The sequence below is a fragment of the Burkholderia sp. R-40 genome (genome assembly GCF_049942845.1).
Classification (GTDB): domain Bacteria; phylum Pseudomonadota; class Gammaproteobacteria; order Burkholderiales; family Burkholderiaceae; genus Burkholderia; species Burkholderia ambifaria.
In genome coordinates this window covers 839,997-857,541 of sequence record NZ_CP187967.1, presented here as the reverse complement: position 1 = coordinate 857,541, position 17,545 = coordinate 839,997, and the positions used below count along the sequence as shown (strand labels likewise).

Below are 17,545 nucleotides of genomic sequence, written 5' to 3'. Positions count from 1 at the left end.
AGCCGCCGGCCGGACGCGCCCGGTCTCATTGCGTGCCGGGTCGCGCGCGAATCGGGCGCGGCTGCGTCGCACAATGTAATCCAGCGCCCGCCGAAGCGCAAAGCTTTTGACGCGCGGGCGAGCGCCGCCGCACACGACCGGCCGTCGTGGCCGGCCGGGCAAGCCCGCGCGACACGGCGGCGGATTCGCGCACGTCAGGGGAAACCGGGTACCATCGCCGCCAGAACATGCATCGCGTGCAGCGTCCGAGCCCGCCGTCATCGATGCGTCACGCCCGTGTCATCCGCCGCCGCCATGAAGCCAGCCAGCCCTCGCCCGCCCCGCCGCATCCTCGCCCGCTTCGTCGCGGTGTCGTGGCGCGACCTCGCGCTGTCGATCGGCCCCACCGTGCTGCTCGCGGCCACGGCGGTCTGGCTCGCGGTCAAGCTGATCCAGCCGGCGCCGCCGTCCACGCTCGTGATTTCGTCCGGGCCGCCCGGCAGCACCTACTGGAACGCCGCGCAGAAATACAAGGCGATCCTCGCGAAGAACGGCGTCACGCTCGACGTCGAGTCGTCCGAAGGATCGGCGCAGAACCTCGAGCGGCTGTCGAACCCGAACGCGCCGGTCGACGTCGGCTTCGTGCAGAGCGGCATCGGGCCGAAGGAGCGCGACGAGCACCTGGTTTCGCTCGGCAGCATCGGCTACGTGCCGCTCGCGATCATGTACCGCGGCCCGATCGTCGCCCGCCTGTCCGACTTCAAGGGCAAGCGGCTCGCGCTCGGCGCGGAGGGCAGCGGCGCCCGCGAATTGAGCCTGGCGCTGCTGAAGATGAACGGCATCGTGCCGGGCGGCGCGACCGAGCTGCTGCCGACCGCCGGCGAGGACGCCGCGACCGCGCTGCTTGACGGCAAGATCGACGCCGCGTTCCTGTCCGGCGACTCGACCCAGATCCCGGTGATGGCGAAGCTGTTCCGCGCGCCGGGCGTGCACGTGTACTCGTTCACGCAGGCCGAGGCGTACGCGCGGCGCTTTCCGTACCTGACCGCGATCACGCTGCCGATGGGCGTCTACGATCTCGGCCGCAACCTGCCGCCCGCCGACATCCACACGGTCGCGCCGACGATCGAGCTGGTCGCGCGCGACACGCTGCATCCCGCGCTGTCCGACCTGCTGATCGAGGCCGCGCGCGAGGTGCACGGCCACGCGACGATCCTGCAGCACGCGGGCGAATTCCCGTCGGCCGTCACGCGCGGCTTCCCGCTGTCGGACGACGCGGCGCGCTACTACAAGTCGGGCAAGACCTTCCTGTACCGGCGGCTGCCGTTCTGGGTCGCGAGCCTGGTCGACCGGATGCTCGTCGTGCTGGTGCCGCTGATCGTCGTGCTGATTCCCGGGTTGCGGCTGGTGCCGTCGCTGTACGGCTGGCGCGTGCGTTCGCGCATCTACCGCTGGTACGGCGCGCTGATCGCGCTCGAGCGCCGCGCGCTCGGCGAGCACACGGCCGAGGAGCGCGTGCAGCTGCTCGACGAGCTCGACGACATCGAGGAAGCCGTGAACCGGATGAAGATGCCGCTCGCATACGCGGGGCAGTTCTACGTGCTGCGCGAGCACATCGGCTTCGTGCGCGAGCGCCTCACCGCGCACGAGCACGACGCCGCGTCGGGTACGTCGGGTACGTCCGGCACGTCGGGTACGCCCGGCGCCGGGCCGCCCACGACGGCGCGAACCGCGGAGGCGTCGCCGCCGGCCGGCGCGCCCCCCCGGGCGACTCCCGGTTCCGCGTAAGCGGCCGATCCGCGATCATTGCTGCATCCGCGCCACCGCGCAACATGAAGGCCGCCGCCAGGCGCGCACGCCCCACCCTCTGGAGATCGCCATGACAACCGGCCTCGATACTGCCCAACCCGCGTGGTTCTACGACTTCGTGTCGCCGTTCTCCTACCTGCTGCTCGAACAGCTCGACAAATGGCCCGACGTGCCGTTCGAACCCGTCGCCGTGTCGCTGCTCGACCTGCAGCGCCACTGGGGACAACGCCCGAGCGCCGAAGTACCGGCCAAGCGCGTGTTCACGTACCGCCACGCGCTGTTTCGCGCCGAACAGCTCGGCATCCGCTTCAAGATGCCGCCCGCCCATCCGTTCGATTCCGACAAGGTGCTGCGCCTCGCGCTCGCGCTGCGCGCCGATATCGCGACCGTGCTGGAAATGTTCCGCTTCATCTGGCACGACGGCAACGATCCGTCGACGCCGGACGGCTTCGCCGCGCTGTGCGAACGCGTCGGCGTGAGCCACGGCGACGAGCTGATCGAATTCGAGGAAACGAGCGCGCAGTTGCGCCGCAACACCGACGACGCGATCGCGCTCGGCGTGTTCGGCGTCCCGACTTTCTGGATGAACCAGCAGCTGTTCTGGGGCGAGGACGCGCTGCCGATGGTGCTGTACTGCGCGCGCACGCCGAACTGGCTCGAATCGCGCGAGGTCAAGCGGATCAGCACGCTGCCGAAGGGCCGCGTGTGATGGCCGGTATCACGCACGGCGACGCGCGGCTGCGGTAAGGTTACGCTTCCCCGAACCAGCCCGCCCCGATGGAAGACGACGACCGTACCGCCTCGCTCGATATCTGGCTCGTGCGCGTATTGCGCACGCTGCTGCTCGAGCGCAGCGTCACGCAGGCCGCGCTGCGGCTGAACCAGACGCAGCCCGCGATCAGTACCGCGCTGCGCAAGCTGCGCGAGACGCTGAACGACCCGATACTCGTGCGCGGCAAGTCGGGGATGGTGCCGACCGAATACGGCGCGTCGCTGCTCGGTGCGGCGTCGCGCGCGCTGCGCGAAGTCGACTTCATCGCGACGCCGCATGGCGACTTCGATCCGTCGTCCGCACGGCGCACGTTTCGCGTCGCCGCACCCGACTATCTGAACGATTTCTTCATGCCGACGCTGATCGAGCGCTTTCGCGACGCGGCACCGCATGCGCATCTGGAAATCGATTCGCTGAATCCCGCGCTCGACCACGCGGGCGCGCTCGAATCGGGCGCGCTCGACCTCGTGATCGGCAACTGGCCGAAGCCCGACCCGCACTTCGCGCGCCAGGACCTGTTCTCCGACACGATCGTGTGCCTGATGCGCGACGCGCATCCGCTCGCACGCGAGCCGCTCACGCGCGAAGCGTACGCATCGGCCGCGCACGTCGCGCCGACGCCGTACACCGGCGACAAGCGCAACGCGATCGAGATCGGCCTCGCACGCGCGCGCCTCACGCGGCGGATCGTGACGACGCTGCCGTACTTCGGGATCGTGCCGCAGGTGCTGCTGCAGTCGGACCTGATCTTCACGACGACGCGCCGCTTCGCGACGCACTATGCGCAGTTGCTGCCGCTCGTCGTCGTCGCGCCGCCCGTGCCGTTCCCGCGCATCAAGAGCTACCTGCTCACGCACCCGCAGCCCGATCGGCCGACCGACATCGCGTGGCTGTGCGCGCTGATGCAGAGCGTGTCCGACGAGCTGACCGCCGCGCGTGGCCGCAAGCGCTGACCGGCGCGGGCCAGCCCGCGCGAGCGCATGCGGCGCGGTCGCTCAGGCCGTGCAAAAAGTTTCCTGCAGATGGGTCCAGCGCACGACGCCTGCCGCGTCGCGTTCGAACACGGCGGTCGCGCGGCGCGCGGGCAGTTCGCCCGACGCCGCCTGCTGCGCTTCGAGATAGGTGAGCACCGCATGCGACGCGTCGGCCGCGAGCACGCGGATATCCGACAGCGCGATGCGCAGCCCCGGCTTCGCGCCGCCCAGCTTCGCGAACAGCGCGCGCGTGCCGTCATGGTCGAACACGCGACCGTCGGTCATGATCATCGTGAAATCGATGGAGAAAGGCGCGAGCAGCGCATCGAGCGCCGCGGGCGCGGTATCGGCGCCGGACAGCCAGCGCTCGATGGCGACGAGGCTCGAATGGAGCGCGTCGAGATAGACCTGATGATCGGACATGGTACCTGCACGAAAGACGCGCGGCCCGATGCCGCGCGATCCGTGCAGTGTAGGCAAAAACGCGCGAGCGCGCGTCGGGTGCAGCGGCCCTCGTCGTTACCGCGCGCAGCTTACGTCGTCGCGCACGCGGCCGGCCGCGGTCGCCTTCACTTCGGCCACCGGCGTCCCCGAGCGCGCCTGCAGCAGTTCCGCGCAAACGGCCACCGCGATCGCGCCGGGCGCCTTGTCGACGATGCCCGCGATGCCGATCGGGCACACCATCTCCGTGAGCCGCGCCGGATCGACGCCGCGCGCGGCGAGCCGGCGCTCGAACTTCACGCGTTTGGTGCGCGAACCGATCATCCCGAAGTACGCGAAGTCGCGCCGCCGCATGATCTGCGCGGCGAGCGAGAAGTCGAGCGCGTGGTTGTGCGTCATCACGAGGAAGTACGCGCCGGGCGGCGCCGCGTCGACGACGGCCTCCGGCGTGTCGGTCGGCTCCGGCTGCACGTTCGGCGGACATTCGTCCGGGAACAGCTCGTCGCGCGTGTCGACCCACTGCACGACGCACGGCAACGCGCCGAGCAGCGTGACGAGCGCGTGGCCGACATGCCCCGCGCCGAACAGCACGATGTGCATCGGCGGCGGCGCGGCGCTCGCGCGGTTGCGCCGGCCGGTGCCTTGCGCGAACGTCTGCGCGGGTGACGCGCCGCACGCGCCGTCGCACCCGGCGGCGGGTGCATGCGACGCGGCATTCTGCGACGGAGCGGGTCCGTTCATGTCAACCTCCGCCGGGCCGCCCCAAGGAAGCTGACCGCTCCCTCGGAGAGCAGCGATCGAAGTGAGCATGGGCGTCGTTTCATCTCAACCTGCCCGCACGGCGCTCGCCGCCCGCACCGCGTTCACCGCACGCAGGATCGACTCGCCGGTGGCCGGCGCGTCGAGCGGCGGATTCACCTGATAGTCGCCGACCGCGGCAATCGCGTCGCGCACCGCGAAGAACACCGAGAACGGCAGCAGCAGCGGCGGCTCGCCGACGGCCTTCGAACGATGGATGCTGTCCTCCACGTTGCGGTTCTGGAACAGCCGCACGTTGAACTCGGGCGGCGTGTCGTTCACCGTCGGGATCTTGTACGTGGACGGCGCGTGCGTCATCAGCTTGCCGCCCGCGTTCCACCACAGCTCCTCGGTCGTGAGCCAGCCCATCCCCTGGATGAACGCGCCTTCGACCTGGCCGATGTCGAGCGCCGGGTTCAGCGACGCGCCGACGTCGTGCAGCGCATCGACGCGCAGCGTGCGCATCTCGCCCGTCAGCGTATCGATCACGACTTCCGACACGGCCGCGCCGTACGAGTAGTAGTAGAACGGCCGGCCCTGCAGCTTCGACTGATCCCAGTACAGCTTCGGCGTCGCATAGAAGCCGTCGGACCACAGCTGCACGCGCGCCAGATAGGCCTTCGCGATCACCTCGCCGAACGGCACGCTCGCACCGCCGACCCACACGAAGTCGTTGCCGAACTTCACGTCGGCCGCATCGACCTTGCCGTCGCCGAACTGCTTCGCCGCGAACACCGCGAGCCGCTCGCGCAGCTGGCGCGCCGCATCCTGCGCGGCCTTGCCGTTCAGGTCGGAGCCGGTCGACGCGGCCGTCGCGGACGTGTTCGCGACCTTGCTCGTGTCGGTCGCCGTCACGCGAATCCGGCCGAAGCGGATGCCGAGCTCGTGCGCGACGACCTGCGCGACCTTCGTGTTGAGCCCCTGCCCCATCTCCGTGCCGCCGTGGTTCACGAGCACCGAGCCGTCGGTATAGATGTGCACCAGCGCGCCGGCCTGGTTGAAGTGCGTGACGTTGAACGCGATGCCGAACTTCACCGGCGTGAGCGCGATGCCCTTCTTCAGCACCGTGTTGCGGGCGTTGAATTCGCGCACGCCCGCGCGCCGCACGCGGTAGTCGCTCGTCGTCTCGAGTTCGCCGAGCAGTTCCTGCAGCACGTTGTCCTCGACCGTCTGCCCGTAAGGCGTCACGTTGCGTTCGGTCTTGCCGTACAGGTTCGCGTAGCGCACGTCGAGCGGATCGCGGCCGAGCGCGCGCGCGATGTCATCCAGGATGTACTCGATCGCGAACGCGCCCTGCGGGCCGCCGAAGCCGCGGAACGCGGTGTTCGACTGCGTGTTGGTCTTGCCGCAGTAGCCGGCGATATCGACGTCGCCGAGCCAGTACGCGTTGTCGAAGTGGCACACCGCGCGCGTCATCACCGGGCCCGACAGGTCGGCCGAGAAGCCGCAGCGCGACGTCATCTCGAGCGCGACGCCGTCGAGGCGGCCGTCGTCGTCGTAGCCGACGTCGAAGCGGTAATGGAAGTCGTGCCGCTTGCCGGTAATCATCATGTCGTCGTCGCGGTCCGGACGCAGCTTCACCGGGCACAGCAGCTTCCATGCGGCGAGCGCCGCGCAGCATGCGAACAGGCCCGACTGCGATTCCTTGCCGCCGAAGCCGCCGCCCATCCGGCGACATTCGACCAGCACGTTGTGCGACGCGACGCCGAGCACGTGCGCGACGAGGTGCTGCATTTCGCTCGGGTGCTGCGTCGAGCAGTACACGTGCATCCCGTCGTCGTCCTTCGGCACCGCGTAGGCAATCTGCCCTTCCAGATAGAACTGCTCCTGGCCGCCGAGCAGCATCTCGCCCGACTCGCGATGCGGCGCGGCGGCCAGCCGCGCGGCCGCGTCGCCGCGCGCGAGCTTCAGCGGCGGGATCACGTAGGTTTCGGCCTGGCGCGCTTCCTGCGCGGTCAGGATCGCGGGCAGCTCCTCGTAGTCGACCTGCGCGCGGCGCGCGGCGAGCCGCGCGATGTCATGCGACGTCGCGACGACGATGAACATCGGCTGGCCGACGAACTGCACGATACCTTTCGCGAGCACCGGGTCGTCGTGGATGATCGGGCCGCAGTCGTTGACGCCCGGGATGTCGTCGGCCGTGAACACGGCGACCACGCCCGGCGTCGCGCGCACCGCGTCGAAGTTCATCGACACGATCTTCGCGTGCGGCTTGGCCGACAACCCGAGCGCCGCGTGCAGCGTGCCGGCGACGATCGGGATGTCGTCGGTGTAGGTCGCGCGCCCGCTCACGTGCAGATGGGCGGATTCGTGCGGACGCGAGATGTGCACCTGCGCGGCGTCGGCTTGCTGGTCGAGGGTGTTCAGGAACGGTTCTGCTTGCTGGTTCATGTTCGGTGTTCTCCGTCTTCAGACGCGTGCGTCGGCGTCGGCGCCGGCTTCGGCGGCCACTTCACGCACATTCACGGCTTGCGGCGGCAGCGGGTCGTGCGGGCGCGTCTCCAGCCAGAATCGATACGCCAGGTTCTTCGCGGCATCGAGGCGATACGTGCTCGTCGCGCGCATGTCCGAGAGCGGCTGATAGTCGCGCTCGAGCGCCTGCATCGCGGCCTGCGCGGTGGCTTCGTGCCACTGCGCGCCGTCGAGCACGGCTTCCGTATGCGTCGCGCGCTTCGGCGTCGCGGCCATCCCGCCGAACGCGACGCGCGGCTCGCGGATCGTGTCGCCGTCCGCGACGAACGCGAACGCCGCGCACACAGCCGAGATGTCGGAGTCGAACCGCTTCGACACCTTGTAGGTGCGGAACTGCAGCTTCGCGCGCGCGCCGGTGCGGGTCGGCACCTTCAGGCCGACGACGAATTCGTGCGGCGCCATGTCCTTTTGCTGATAGCCGGTGTAGAGCGCCTCGAGCGGCAGCTCGCGCACCGTGTCGCCGCCGCGCAGCACGACGCGCGCACCGAGCGCGATCAGGCCCGGCATCGAGTCGCCGATCGGCGAGCCGTTCGCGACGTTGCCGCCCATCGTCCCCGCGTTGCGGATCGGCAGCGACGCGAAGCGCTTCCACATTTCGGTCAGCTCCGGATACGTGCCGGCGAGCGCCGCATACGCGTTCTCGAGCGTCACGCCCGCGCCGATCTCGATCCAGTCGTCGCCGTACGCGATGGTCTGCAGTTCGGCGATCTGGCCGACGTAGATCAGGTCGTCGAGCCGGCGCATCTGCTTGGTGACCCACAAGCCGATGTCGGTGCTGCCGGCGAGAATGCGCGCGTCGGGCCGCTCGATCTTCAGCGCGGCCAGCGCGTCGAGCGTGCGCGGCGCCGCGAAGCGCGCGCCGTCGCTCGTCGTGTAGTCGAACGTGTCGTCACGCTTGAGCGACGCGAGCGTGCGGGCGAGCGCGGCCGTGTCGACCGGGGCTACCGGCTGCGACGCGCCTTCGCCGGTCGCATTGAACATCTGGACGGCCGCGTCGACGATCGGGCGATAGCCGGTGCAGCGGCACAGGTTGCCCGTCAACGCGTCGGCGATCTCGGTGCGCGTCGGCACGTCCTTCGCCTTCGCGCACGCGCTGCCGCAACCTTCGTGGCCGTGCTTCTCGTACAGCGCCCACATCGACATCACGAAGCCGGGCGTGCAGAACCCGCATTGCGACCCGTGGCAATCGACCATCGCCTGCTGCACCGGATGCAGCGAACCGTCCGGCTGGCGCAGGTCTTCAACCGTCAGCAGCGCGCGGCCGTCGAGCGTCGGCAGGAACTGGATGCACGCGTTGACGGCCTTGAACGCGACCGTGCCCGCGTCGGTCAGCTCGCCGACGACGACCGTGCACGCGCCGCAGTCGCCTTCCGCGCAGCCTTCCTTGGTGCCGGTGCAATGCGCATCCTCGCGCAGGTACTGCAGCACGGTGCGGGTGACGTCCGCGCCGCTGACTTCGCGGACCGCGTGACGATGGTAGAAGCGGATCGGCTCACTCATGTCTCTGTCGTTCTTCAAGGGGGGCAAGGCGGCCTGCGCGGGGCGCTCGACCGACGTTTCTCTGACAGTTTGCACGCTATCACCATCAAATTTCCCAACCCATAGCCCATCACGCATGCGGCCCATATAACTGCCGCGATATGAGCGCGGCAGCCGGCAGCCAGCCCCGCTCGCGCGTTGCCCCACTTGCGTTTCGGGTCGGCCCGCGCCGATCCGTCGGCGCTCCGCCAGCGAGGAACCGGGGCGTGTTGAACTAAGCGGTACCTGCGGGAAAACCGGTTCCATGGGAAAATCCCGATTCCGTTTTACGCCAACTTCCGCTCCGCTTCGCTCATTCGTTCCGACCCCATGCCAACCGATTCCGCCACACCGCCGCGCAGCGGGTTCGCCGTCACGCTGCAAATCGTGTCCGTCGTCAGCTTCACGTTCATCTGCTACCTGACCATCGGCCTGCCGCTCGCCGTGCTGCCGGGCTTCGTCCACGACGATCTCGGCTTTTCCGCGATCGTCGCGGGCGGTGCGATCAGCGTCCAGTATTTCGCGACGCTCGCATCACGCCCGCTCGCGGGGCGCTTCGCCGATACGCTCGGGCCGAAGCAGACGGTGCTGCGCGGACTGATCGGCTGCGGCGTGTCGGGCGTGCTGCTGCTCGTCGCGCTGCTGCTGGCCCACTGGCCGGTCGCGAGCCTCGTGCTGCTGGTCGCGAGCCGGCTCGTGCTGGGTGTCGGCGAAAGCCTGTGCGGCACGGGCGCGATCCTGTGGGGCATCGGCCGGGTCGGCGTCGCGCACAACGCGAAGGTGATCTCCTGGAACGGCATCGCGACCTACGGCGCGCTCGCGCTCGGCGCGCCGGTCGGCGTGGCGATCGCGCATACGCTGAACCCGGCGCTGATCGGCGTGATCGTGATCGCGCTCGCCGCGATCGGCTTCTACCTCGCACGCCTGATCGATGCCGTGCCGCTCGTGCATGGCGAGCGGATGTCGTATGCGAGCGTGTTCACCCGCGTGCTGCCGCACGGCCTGGGCCTCGCGCTCGGCTCGGCCGGTTTCGGCTCGATCGCGACCTTCGTCACGCTGTACTACGCGGCGCGCCACTGGCCGAACGCCGCGCTGTCGCTGACCGTATTCGGCACGCTGTTCATCGGCGCGCGCCTGCTGTTCGCGAACACGATCAAGACCTACGGCGGCTTCCGCGTCGCGATCGTGTCGTTCGCGTTCGAATGCTCGGGCCTCCTGCTGCTGTGGCTCGCGCCCGTGCCGCACGTCGCACTCGCCGGCGCCGCGCTGACCGGCTTCGGCTTCGCGCTGATCTTCCCGGCGCTCGGCGTCGAGGCCGTCGCGCTCGTGCCGCCCGCGAGCCGCGGCGCGGCGCTATCCGCGTACTCGGTGTTCCTCGACCTGTCGCTCGGCATTACCGGCCCGCTCGCCGGTTATATCGCGGGCGCATTCGGCTATCCGCAGGTGTTCCTGTTCGCGGCCGTGGCCGCCGCGGCGGGTGTCGCGCTGTCGATGGGGCTGTATCAGCGGCAGGCGCGCGTCGCGGGGAGCGGCGCGGCGGCGTGAGCCGTGTCGCGGCACCGGCAATGCCGGCCAGCGCGGCAACACATCGAAGTCCCGCAATACGCGCAACGCTTGGGGATGACGCCGGAACGCATCGGCGCCCCTGAGCGAGCGGTTCGGTTCGGCACGATCGGGGCCAGGCATGGTCGCGCGCCGGGAGCACTGCGCCTCCGGCCGTTTCGACATCGAGAATCGCAGCCGCGCCTTCCCGCGCATGCGTGCCCCTCATCGCCTCCTGACCCAACCGGAGGATCAAGCGCCACCCTGAAGCGAAACCAGGTCGGCCGCGCCAACCCCATCCCGCCGGCGCCTCGGTCACGCGCTCAGGCTCGCGCCGTCCTCGGAAACAACCGGCGCGTCATGTCGAACGCGACCAGATTGCCGGCCAGCACGAGCAGCAGCCCGATCACCGCGAGCGGCGACCACTGATAGCCCTCGAAGACCGTCGACACGGCCAGCGCGACGATCGGGAACAGCACCGTGCAGTAGGCGGCGCGCTCCGGCCCGATCCGCCCGACCAGCGTCAGGTATGCGGTGAACCCGATCACCGAGCCCGGCACGGCCAGATAGACGAGCGCGCCGAGATAGCGCGGGCTCGGGTCGATCGTGAACGGCAGCCCGGCCGCCGCGCTGCCGACCGTGAGGATCGCCGCGCCGATCAGCATTGCCCAGCCGTTGGTCGCGAGCGGGTGCAGGCCCATCGACTGCATCCGGCTCGACAGCAGATTGCCGACCGAGAAGCACATCGTGCCGGCGAACGCGATCGCGAGGCCCGTCCAGGTCGCGTGATCGTCGAGGTGGCCGGCCATCTGCTGCCAGAACAGGCATGCGATGCCGGTCAGCCCGAGCAGCGCGCCGGCGATCGCCGACGGCCGCAGCGGGCGGCCCATGAACAGCCGGCCGTTGATCGAATTCAGCAGCGGCGCGGTCGAGAAGATCACGGCGACGAGGCCGCTCGGCACGACCTGCTCCGAATAGTAGAAGCACAGGAAATTGAGGCAGAACAGCGCGAAGCCCTGAGCGACGAGGTAGCGCCACGCTTCGCGCGGCGGACGTACCGGCCGGCGCATCACGCGCAGCAGCGCGAACAGCACGGCGGCGGCGAGCCAGAAGCGCCACGCGATCGACACGGGCGGCGGCACGGCGCCGAGCTGCCACTTGATCGCGATCCAGGTGGTGCCCCAGATCAGCACGGTGACGAAATAAAGCGACAGGTTCATGGCGGCAACGAGGCGAAACGAGTGGAACGGGCTCCGACTATGCCGCCGCCCCGCCCGTGCGGATTGTCCGGAATTGCGGTCTTTTCCGGGCCGCCGCACGGCGCGCGTCGCGCCCGCTTATACTCGTCGCATCATGAGTTCGCCCCTGTACGCCCCGCCCGTCGATCACTCGGCCGCCCTTGCCGGCGGCGCCATGCCGTTCGGCCTGCAGTCGGTGTGCCGCACGCTTGCCGAGGCGAACGCGACGCTCGAGCGCTTCACGTGGCTCGGCGACCATCTCGCGATCGCCGAATGGACGCGCATCACCGACGAAAGCGAGACGATCTACGAACAGCCCGGCCACCACACGCTGTCGTGCTATCTCGACGGCGGTTACCGGACGGAGCGCGAACGCGTGCCGCGCTACGGCGCGCCGAGCCTGCTGTGCGCGCTGCCGGGCGACCATGAATCGCGCTGGTGGGTGCGCGGCGAGATGCACTTCATCCACCTGTACTTCCTGCCCGAGCACTTCACGCAGCGCGCGATCCGCGAGCTCGATCGCGAGCCGCGCGAGCTGAAGCTCGCCGACCGCACCTATTTCGAGGATGCGCGCGTGGCGGCCCAGTTCCGTTCGCTCGCGCTGGAGCGCTGGGACGATGCCGACGGGCGGCTGCGCGCGAACGAGGCCGCGCACGACGTGCTGAGCCTGCTGCTGCGCGGCCAGAGCACGACGCGCACCGACGTGCCGTTCCGCGGCGGGCTCGCGCCGGCCGTGCGCCGCCGCGTGCGCGACTATATCGACAGCTATCTGTCGCAGCCGCTGACGCTCGGCGAACTGGCGAACGTCGCCGCGCTGTCCGAATACCACTTCTCGCGGATGTTCCGGCTGTCGTTCGGCCGTGCGCCGCACGCGTGGGTGGCCGAGCAGCGGCTCGCGCGGGCGCGCCTGCTGCTGCGCACGACGGCGCTGCCGCTCGCGCAGGTCGCGGCCGAATGCGGCTACGCGAACGCCGGCCACTTCAGCCATCGCTTTCGCGACGCGCACGGCACGACGCCGAACGCGTACCGGCGCGCGATGCAGGGCAGCTGAGGCCCGCGCGCGTTTCGACGGCCGATGCCGCCGCGCGCATCCGGCCCCCTCGCCCGCCGCTTACGTGCCCCGCCGCGACAGTTCCTGCTCGAGCGCGGCCACGCCGGCCGGCAGGTCGACCGGCACCTTCAGATCGTCCATCGTGCGACCGAACGCATGCAGCGTGCGGAACAGGTTGTGTTCGCGGCACTGTTCGCCCATCTGCCCGATCCGCACGATCGGCAGCCCGAACGAGCCCGAGATCTCGACCTGGTACTGCTTCGAGATATGGCCGCACACCATCCCGGGCGTGAGCCCCTCGGGCGTCTCGATCCCGACCACCGAATTGAGCCGGCACTCCTTCGGCGCATAGAGCGTGAGCCCCATCGCCTCGACGCCCGCCTGCAGCGCGAGCGAGCAGCGCAGGTGGCGCGCGAAGCGGCTTTCGAGCGTCTCCGCGCAGACGAGGCGCAGCGCCTCGTGCAGCGCGAGCACGCCCGACACCGGCGCCGTGTAGTGATAGCCCGCGTTATGCCAGAAGTTCTCCGCGAGCGCCATGTCGAGGCACCAGTGCGCGTTCGGTTCCGGACGCTGCTTCATCCGGTTCCACGCGGCGTCGGAGAATGCGATCAGCGACACGCCGGGGATCGACGACAACCCCTTCTGGCCGCCCGTGATCACCGCGTCGATGCCCCACGCGTCCATCTCGAGCGGCATCGTCGACAGCGTGCACACCGCATCGACGACGACCAGCGCGCCGGCCGCCTTCGCGAGTGCCGCGATCTCGCGCAGTTCCCGATTCCATACGGTGTTCGACGTCTCGCCCTGCACGATCGTGACGATCTCGGGCCGCTCGCGCGCGATGGCGTCCGCGATCTCGTCGAGGCTCGCGACCGCGCGGTCGGCCACTTCGAGCGTCGCGACGTCGGCGCCGACGCGCGTCGCCATCTCGGCCATCCGCGCGCTGAAAAAGCCGTTGCGGATCGACAGCACGCGCGTGCCGCGCCACGCGAGGTTCGAGATCGCCATTTCCATCGCGGCCGAGCCGGGGCCGGCGACGCCAAGCACCCATTTCGTGCGGGTCTGGAACACGTAGCGCGCCATCTCCTTCACCTGCTCGATGATCTTCGCCATCGTCGCGCCGAGGTGGTTGATCACGATCGTGTTCGCCTTCGCGACGGCGGCCGGGATCGGGACCGGGCCGGCCCCCATCATCAGCAGCGGTTCTTCGGGCAGGATCGCGTCGAGCGGCACGACGACGGGACAGGGAATCGGCGAGTAATCGATGGACATGGCAGGCAAAAGTGGAGGAGGGAAAACGCACGGAGGTCGCCCGCCGCGCGGCATGGCGAACTGATCGATCATTCCGTGTTCCGCGGCCGCGCGCAAGAGGCACCGGCGGGCGGACAGCGTGCCGGTGGCCCGGTGGACGGACCGGGCCACCGTCCGCGCGCCCGTCGAACGACCACCGGCTTCCATATTGCCGCGGCATTGCCGTGCACATGCGAAACGGTTCCATCGGGGGTTCGATCGCCGCGATTTTCCCCGGCAATATCGAGACGAGTGCCGGATTCCCGGCTTCAGCATGGTGCATGTATCGGCCGGAATACCGGCCATCACGCCCAAAAATCGCTCAGGTGGAATCGACCCACGAAAACCGCGATCTGCGCAAAAACATCCATTATCGCGGCATCTATTGGTGAGCGATTTCACCCATTACCCGATCCGGTCGCCACGCTTCACGCATAACGCACTGATTTAAATGACAAATATTTCAAATCACCGGGACCCGGATTCAATACACCACCGACTATCCCGGCCGCACCCCCGCGACCCCGATTCGTTAAAGCGATACCCGTGATTTCGATTTTACGCAAGCCGACCTTTCTCGCAGGTTGACGGATAACGCTTCCATAATGAACAATCGTCTGCAGAATGGAAAACCGATTTTTCGATACGAAGGAGAACCGGGTGTCGCGCGACGGTTTTCCAGGTCGTGCAACGAAAAATCACAATCGATATCAATCAACCGGGCCAGAAATTCGCGAGCCATGAACCAGATTCAGACCATGCGTGTGTTCGTCTGCGTCGCCGAGCAGCAGAGCTTCCGCCGCGCGGCGCACCATCTAGGCGTGTCCAATGCGCTCGTCACGCGTTCAATAGCGATGCTCGAGTCTCACCTGAACACGCGGTTGATCCACCGCACCACCCGCAACCTGTCGCTGACCGAGGCCGGGCTGCGCTACCTCGACGGCTGCCGCGCGCTGCTCGAGGAATTCGATCATCTCGAGGCATCCGTCGCGCACGCGGTGCGCGAACCGGCCGGCACGCTGCGGGTCGTCGCGTCGGGCCTGCTGTCGCCGCTCGCGCTGACGCCGCTCGTCAGCAGCTTCCGGCACCGCTACCCCGAGCTGCGCGTGCAGCTCACCGTCGCCGAAGGGCCGCTCGACGTGCTCGATTCGGGCTACGACGTCGGCATCGTGACCGGCAACCGGCTCGACGGCAACCCGACGCTGATCGGCCACGCACTCCCGTCGGCCCCGTTCGTCGCCTGCGCGGCGCCCGCGTATCTCGAACGGCGCGGCGAGCCGCGCGCGCCCGACGACCTGCCCGGCCACGACTGGGTCGCACTCGCGCCGCACCAGCATCCGCCCGCGTGGCGGCTGGTCGGCCACGACGGCGCAACGCATTCGATCACGGTACGCCCGACCTGCACGGTCAACCAGCTGGCGCTCGTGCACGCGGCGGCGCTCGCCGGGTCCGGCATCGTGGTGCTGCCCGAGCCGTGCGTCGCCAACGCGCTCGCCACCGGCGCGCTCGTGCGGCTGTTGCCCACCTACCAGATCGACGACCCGGACGCGCAGCTGTCGCTCGTCTACCCGAACCGGCAGTACGTGCCGGCCCGCACGCGCAGCTTCATCGAACACGCGCTCGAGCATTTCGGCGTGCAGGCTGCCCGCGAGGCGACCGGCTACAGCTTCCTGCGCACGCCCGATCGCGTCGATCTCGTCACGGGCCGGCAGACGGGCCTGCAGTAAACTGCACGCGTCAGCCCTTGGAGGTGCAGCGTGCGCGTGATCCTGTTCAGCAGCCGGCAGTACGACGACGAATCGTTTACCGCCGCCAACCGGCAGTTCGGCTATCGGCTGCACTTCCAGCCGTCCCATCTCGACGCGGAAACCGCGATCCTCGCGCACGGCTATGAAGTCGTGTGTCCGTTCGTCAACGACACCGTCGACGCGGCCGTGCTCGAACGGCTCGCCGACGGCGGCACGCGCCTGATCGCGCTGCGCTCGGCCGGCTTCAACCACGTCGACCTGGCCGCCGCCGAGCGGCTCGGCATCGCGGTCGTGCGGGTGCCGGCCTATTCGCCGCATGCGGTGGCCGAACACGCGGTCGCGCTGATCCTCGCGCTCAACCGCCGGCTGCCGCGCGCGGTCGCGCGCACGCGCGAAGGCGACTTCTCGCTGAACGGCCTGCTCGGCTTCGACCTGCACGGCAAGACCGTCGGCGTGATCGGCACCGGCCTGATCGGCAGCGTGTTCGCGAAGATCATGATGGGTTTCGGAATGCACGTGCTCGCGCACTCGATGCCGCCGTACGACGACGAGCTGATCGCGTTCGGCGCGCGCTACGTCGAGCTCGACGAGCTGCTGCACCACGCCGACATCGTCAGCCTGCATTGCCCGCTGCTGCCGTCGACGCACCATCTGATCAACGCGCAGACACTCGCGCGGATGAAGCACGGCGCGATGCTGATCAATACCGGCCGCGGCGGCCTCGTCGACGCGCAGGCGCTGGTCGACGCGCTCAAGAGCGGCCAGCTCGGCCATCTGGGGCTCGACGTGTACGAGGAGGAAAGCGGGCTCTTCTTCGAGGATCACTCCGACCTGCCGCTGCAGGACGACGTGCTCGCGCGCCTGCTGACGTTCCCGAATGTGATCGTCACGTCGCACCAGGCGTTCTTCACGCGCGAGGCGCTCGCCGAGATCGCGCACACGACGCTGCTGAACATCGAGGCATGGCACGCCGGCACGCCGACCAACGTCGTCACGGCCGGGCGCTGACCCACGGCATCGCGCGTTCGGTGCGCGCGATCGTCAACGATTCGCCATTTTGTTTCGACTGATGTAACGCCGCACGCGCCGCGTCTGCTATCGTTGCGCCGACCTCCCCTGCTTTCTGCCGCCCATGCGTTTCGACGACTCCGCCATTGCCGCGGTCTACCGCGCGATCTTCGAACGGCGCGACATGCGCCACTTCACGCCGGCGCCCGTCGATCCGGCCACGCTCGCGCGATTGCTGCGCGCCGCGCACCACGCGCCGAGCGTCGGCTTCATGCAGCCGTGGCGCTTCATCCGCATCACCGACGCCGCATTGCGCACCGAGATCCATGCGCTGGTCGAGGCCGAGCGCCGCGCGACCGCCGACGCGCTCGGCGAGCGGCAGGACGAATTCATGCGGCTGAAGGTCGAAGGCGTGCGCGAATGCGGCGAATTGCTGGTCGTCGCGCTCACCGACGATCGCGAGCGCCACGTGTTCGGCCGCCGCACGCTGCCGGAGATGGACTTGGCGTCCGCCGCGTGCGCGATCCAGAACATGTGGCTCGCCGCGCGCGCCGAAGGGCTCGGGATGGGCTGGGTGTCGCTGTTCGACGTCGACGCGCTGCGCACGCTGCTCGGGATGCCGGCCGGCGCGAAGCCGATCGCCGTGCTGTGCATCGGGCATGTCGATGCGTTCTATGCGAAGCCGATGCTCGAGGAGGAGCGCTGGGCCGCGCGGATGCCGATCGACGCGTGCCTGTTCGAAAACGGCTGGGACGCGCCGGCCACGCAGGCCGCCGATCATGCGGCGAGCGGCGGCACGAGCCCCGGATCGTCGCCGTCGCCCGACGTTTCCGCAGCGGACGACCTCTCCGACTCGACACCCGCCGCGGCGCCGCCCGGCCGCTGACCGAGCGCACGACGCGTGA

The 17,545-nt window shown here is 69.3% G+C and carries 15 protein-coding genes; 9 read left to right on the top strand and 6 right to left on the bottom strand.

Going from position 1 to position 17,545, the window contains the following annotated elements; all coding sequences use genetic code 11:
• Positions 1-294 precede the first annotated feature (294 nt).
• The 3 genes from ACP26O_RS03880 to ACP26O_RS03870 all read left to right on the top strand — a co-directional run bounded on the left by ACP26O_RS03880 (position 295) and on the right by ACP26O_RS03870 (position 3,513).
• Positions 295-1,767: a TAXI family TRAP transporter solute-binding subunit gene (locus ACP26O_RS03880; RefSeq protein ID WP_175664157.1), complete on the top strand. Its 1,473-nt coding sequence runs from the start codon at positions 295-297 to the stop codon at positions 1,765-1,767.
• Between the two features lie 91 nt (positions 1,768-1,858).
• On the top strand, positions 1,859-2,497 hold the full coding sequence (locus ACP26O_RS03875; protein ID WP_006752404.1) for a 2-hydroxychromene-2-carboxylate isomerase: 639 nt from the start codon (positions 1,859-1,861) through the stop codon (positions 2,495-2,497).
• A 68-nt stretch (positions 2,498-2,565) separates the two neighbouring features.
• Positions 2,566-3,513, top strand: coding sequence for a LysR family transcriptional regulator (locus ACP26O_RS03870; protein ID WP_126227245.1), 948 nt, complete (start codon positions 2,566-2,568; stop codon positions 3,511-3,513).
• Between the two features lie 42 nt (positions 3,514-3,555).
• Here ACP26O_RS03870 and ACP26O_RS03865 read toward each other — a convergent pair whose 3' ends face one another.
• The 4 genes from ACP26O_RS03865 to xdhA all read right to left on the bottom strand — a co-directional run bounded on the left by ACP26O_RS03865 (position 3,556) and on the right by xdhA (position 8,745).
• Positions 3,556-3,957: a polyketide cyclase gene (locus tag ACP26O_RS03865; protein WP_175664158.1), complete on the bottom strand. Its 402-nt coding sequence runs from the start codon at positions 3,955-3,957 to the stop codon at positions 3,556-3,558.
• 96 nt (positions 3,958-4,053) lie between these two features.
• Positions 4,054-4,716, bottom strand: coding sequence for a xanthine dehydrogenase accessory protein XdhC (xdhC, locus tag ACP26O_RS03860; RefSeq protein ID WP_175664159.1), 663 nt, complete (start codon positions 4,714-4,716; stop codon positions 4,054-4,056).
• Positions 4,717-4,800: 84 nt separating this feature from the next.
• Complete coding sequence (gene xdhB, locus ACP26O_RS03855) at positions 4,801-7,164, bottom strand: xanthine dehydrogenase molybdopterin binding subunit (RefSeq protein WP_175664160.1); 2,364 nt, start codon at positions 7,162-7,164, stop codon at positions 4,801-4,803.
• An 18-nt stretch (positions 7,165-7,182) separates the two neighbouring features.
• Complete coding sequence (gene xdhA / locus ACP26O_RS03850) at positions 7,183-8,745, bottom strand: xanthine dehydrogenase small subunit (RefSeq protein ID WP_175664161.1); 1,563 nt, start codon at positions 8,743-8,745, stop codon at positions 7,183-7,185.
• 348 nt (positions 8,746-9,093) lie between these two features.
• On the opposite strand from xdhA, the gene ACP26O_RS03845 reads away from it, so the two are divergent.
• Entirely contained in the window at positions 9,094-10,308 is a 1,215-nt protein-coding gene (locus tag ACP26O_RS03845; RefSeq protein ID WP_175664162.1) for an MFS transporter, read from the top strand.
• Positions 10,309-10,628: 320 nt separating this feature from the next.
• Here ACP26O_RS03845 and ACP26O_RS03840 read toward each other — a convergent pair whose 3' ends face one another.
• The gene (locus tag ACP26O_RS03840) at positions 10,629-11,525 is read right to left on the bottom strand and encodes a DMT family transporter (RefSeq protein WP_105784774.1); all 897 of its coding nucleotides are present in this window, start codon (positions 11,523-11,525) and stop codon (positions 10,629-10,631) included.
• 133 nt (positions 11,526-11,658) lie between these two features.
• On the opposite strand from ACP26O_RS03840, the gene ACP26O_RS03835 reads away from it, so the two are divergent.
• Complete coding sequence (locus ACP26O_RS03835) at positions 11,659-12,594, top strand: helix-turn-helix domain-containing protein (protein WP_175664163.1); 936 nt, start codon at positions 11,659-11,661, stop codon at positions 12,592-12,594.
• Between the two features lie 60 nt (positions 12,595-12,654).
• On the opposite strand, the gene ACP26O_RS03830 is transcribed toward ACP26O_RS03835, so the two are convergent.
• Positions 12,655-13,866, bottom strand: coding sequence for a pyridoxal-phosphate-dependent aminotransferase family protein (locus tag ACP26O_RS03830; RefSeq protein WP_175660912.1), 1,212 nt, complete (start codon positions 13,864-13,866; stop codon positions 12,655-12,657).
• Positions 13,867-14,075: 209 nt separating this feature from the next.
• Here ACP26O_RS03830 and ACP26O_RS03825 point away from each other — a divergent pair, with 209 nt between their 5' ends.
• The 4 genes from ACP26O_RS03825 to bluB all read left to right on the top strand — a co-directional run bounded on the left by ACP26O_RS03825 (position 14,076) and on the right by bluB (position 17,526).
• Complete coding sequence (locus ACP26O_RS03825; protein ID WP_164714806.1) at positions 14,076-14,276, top strand: hypothetical protein; 201 nt, start codon at positions 14,076-14,078, stop codon at positions 14,274-14,276.
• A 348-nt stretch (positions 14,277-14,624) separates the two neighbouring features.
• Positions 14,625-15,611, top strand: a complete 987-nt coding sequence (locus ACP26O_RS03820; protein ID WP_175664164.1) for a LysR family transcriptional regulator — start codon at positions 14,625-14,627, stop codon at positions 15,609-15,611.
• Between the two features lie 30 nt (positions 15,612-15,641).
• Positions 15,642-16,640, top strand: a complete 999-nt coding sequence (locus ACP26O_RS03815) for a 2-hydroxyacid dehydrogenase (RefSeq protein WP_126227232.1) — start codon at positions 15,642-15,644, stop codon at positions 16,638-16,640.
• 124 nt (positions 16,641-16,764) lie between these two features.
• The gene (bluB, locus tag ACP26O_RS03810; protein WP_175664165.1) at positions 16,765-17,526 is read left to right on the top strand and encodes a 5,6-dimethylbenzimidazole synthase; all 762 of its coding nucleotides are present in this window, start codon (positions 16,765-16,767) and stop codon (positions 17,524-17,526) included.
• The last annotated feature ends 19 nt before the right edge of the window (positions 17,527-17,545 follow it).

Coding starts and splice junctions, on each gene's coding strand:
- ACP26O_RS03880 (WP_175664157.1), top strand. CDS start 295: ATGAAGCCAGCCAGCCCTCGCCCGCCCCGCCGCATCCTCGCCCGCTTC.
- ACP26O_RS03875 (WP_006752404.1), top strand. CDS start 1,859: ATGACAACCGGCCTCGATACTGCCCAACCCGCGTGGTTCTACGACTTC.
- ACP26O_RS03870 (WP_126227245.1), top strand. CDS start 2,566: ATGGAAGACGACGACCGTACCGCCTCGCTCGATATCTGGCTCGTGCGC.
- ACP26O_RS03865 (WP_175664158.1), bottom strand. CDS start 3,957: ATGTCCGATCATCAGGTCTATCTCGACGCGCTCCATTCGAGCCTCGTC.
- xdhC (WP_175664159.1), bottom strand. CDS start 4,716: ATGAACGGACCCGCTCCGTCGCAGAATGCCGCGTCGCATGCACCCGCC.
- xdhB (WP_175664160.1), bottom strand. CDS start 7,164: ATGAACCAGCAAGCAGAACCGTTCCTGAACACCCTCGACCAGCAAGCC.
- xdhA (WP_175664161.1), bottom strand. CDS start 8,745: ATGAGTGAGCCGATCCGCTTCTACCATCGTCACGCGGTCCGCGAAGTC.
- ACP26O_RS03845 (WP_175664162.1), top strand. CDS start 9,094: ATGCCAACCGATTCCGCCACACCGCCGCGCAGCGGGTTCGCCGTCACG.
- ACP26O_RS03840 (WP_105784774.1), bottom strand. CDS start 11,525: ATGAACCTGTCGCTTTATTTCGTCACCGTGCTGATCTGGGGCACCACC.
- ACP26O_RS03835 (WP_175664163.1), top strand. CDS start 11,659: ATGAGTTCGCCCCTGTACGCCCCGCCCGTCGATCACTCGGCCGCCCTT.
- ACP26O_RS03830 (WP_175660912.1), bottom strand. CDS start 13,866: ATGTCCATCGATTACTCGCCGATTCCCTGTCCCGTCGTCGTGCCGCTC.
- ACP26O_RS03825 (WP_164714806.1), top strand. CDS start 14,076: ATGCGAAACGGTTCCATCGGGGGTTCGATCGCCGCGATTTTCCCCGGC.
- ACP26O_RS03820 (WP_175664164.1), top strand. CDS start 14,625: ATGAACCAGATTCAGACCATGCGTGTGTTCGTCTGCGTCGCCGAGCAG.
- bluB (WP_175664165.1), top strand. CDS start 16,765: ATGCGTTTCGACGACTCCGCCATTGCCGCGGTCTACCGCGCGATCTTC.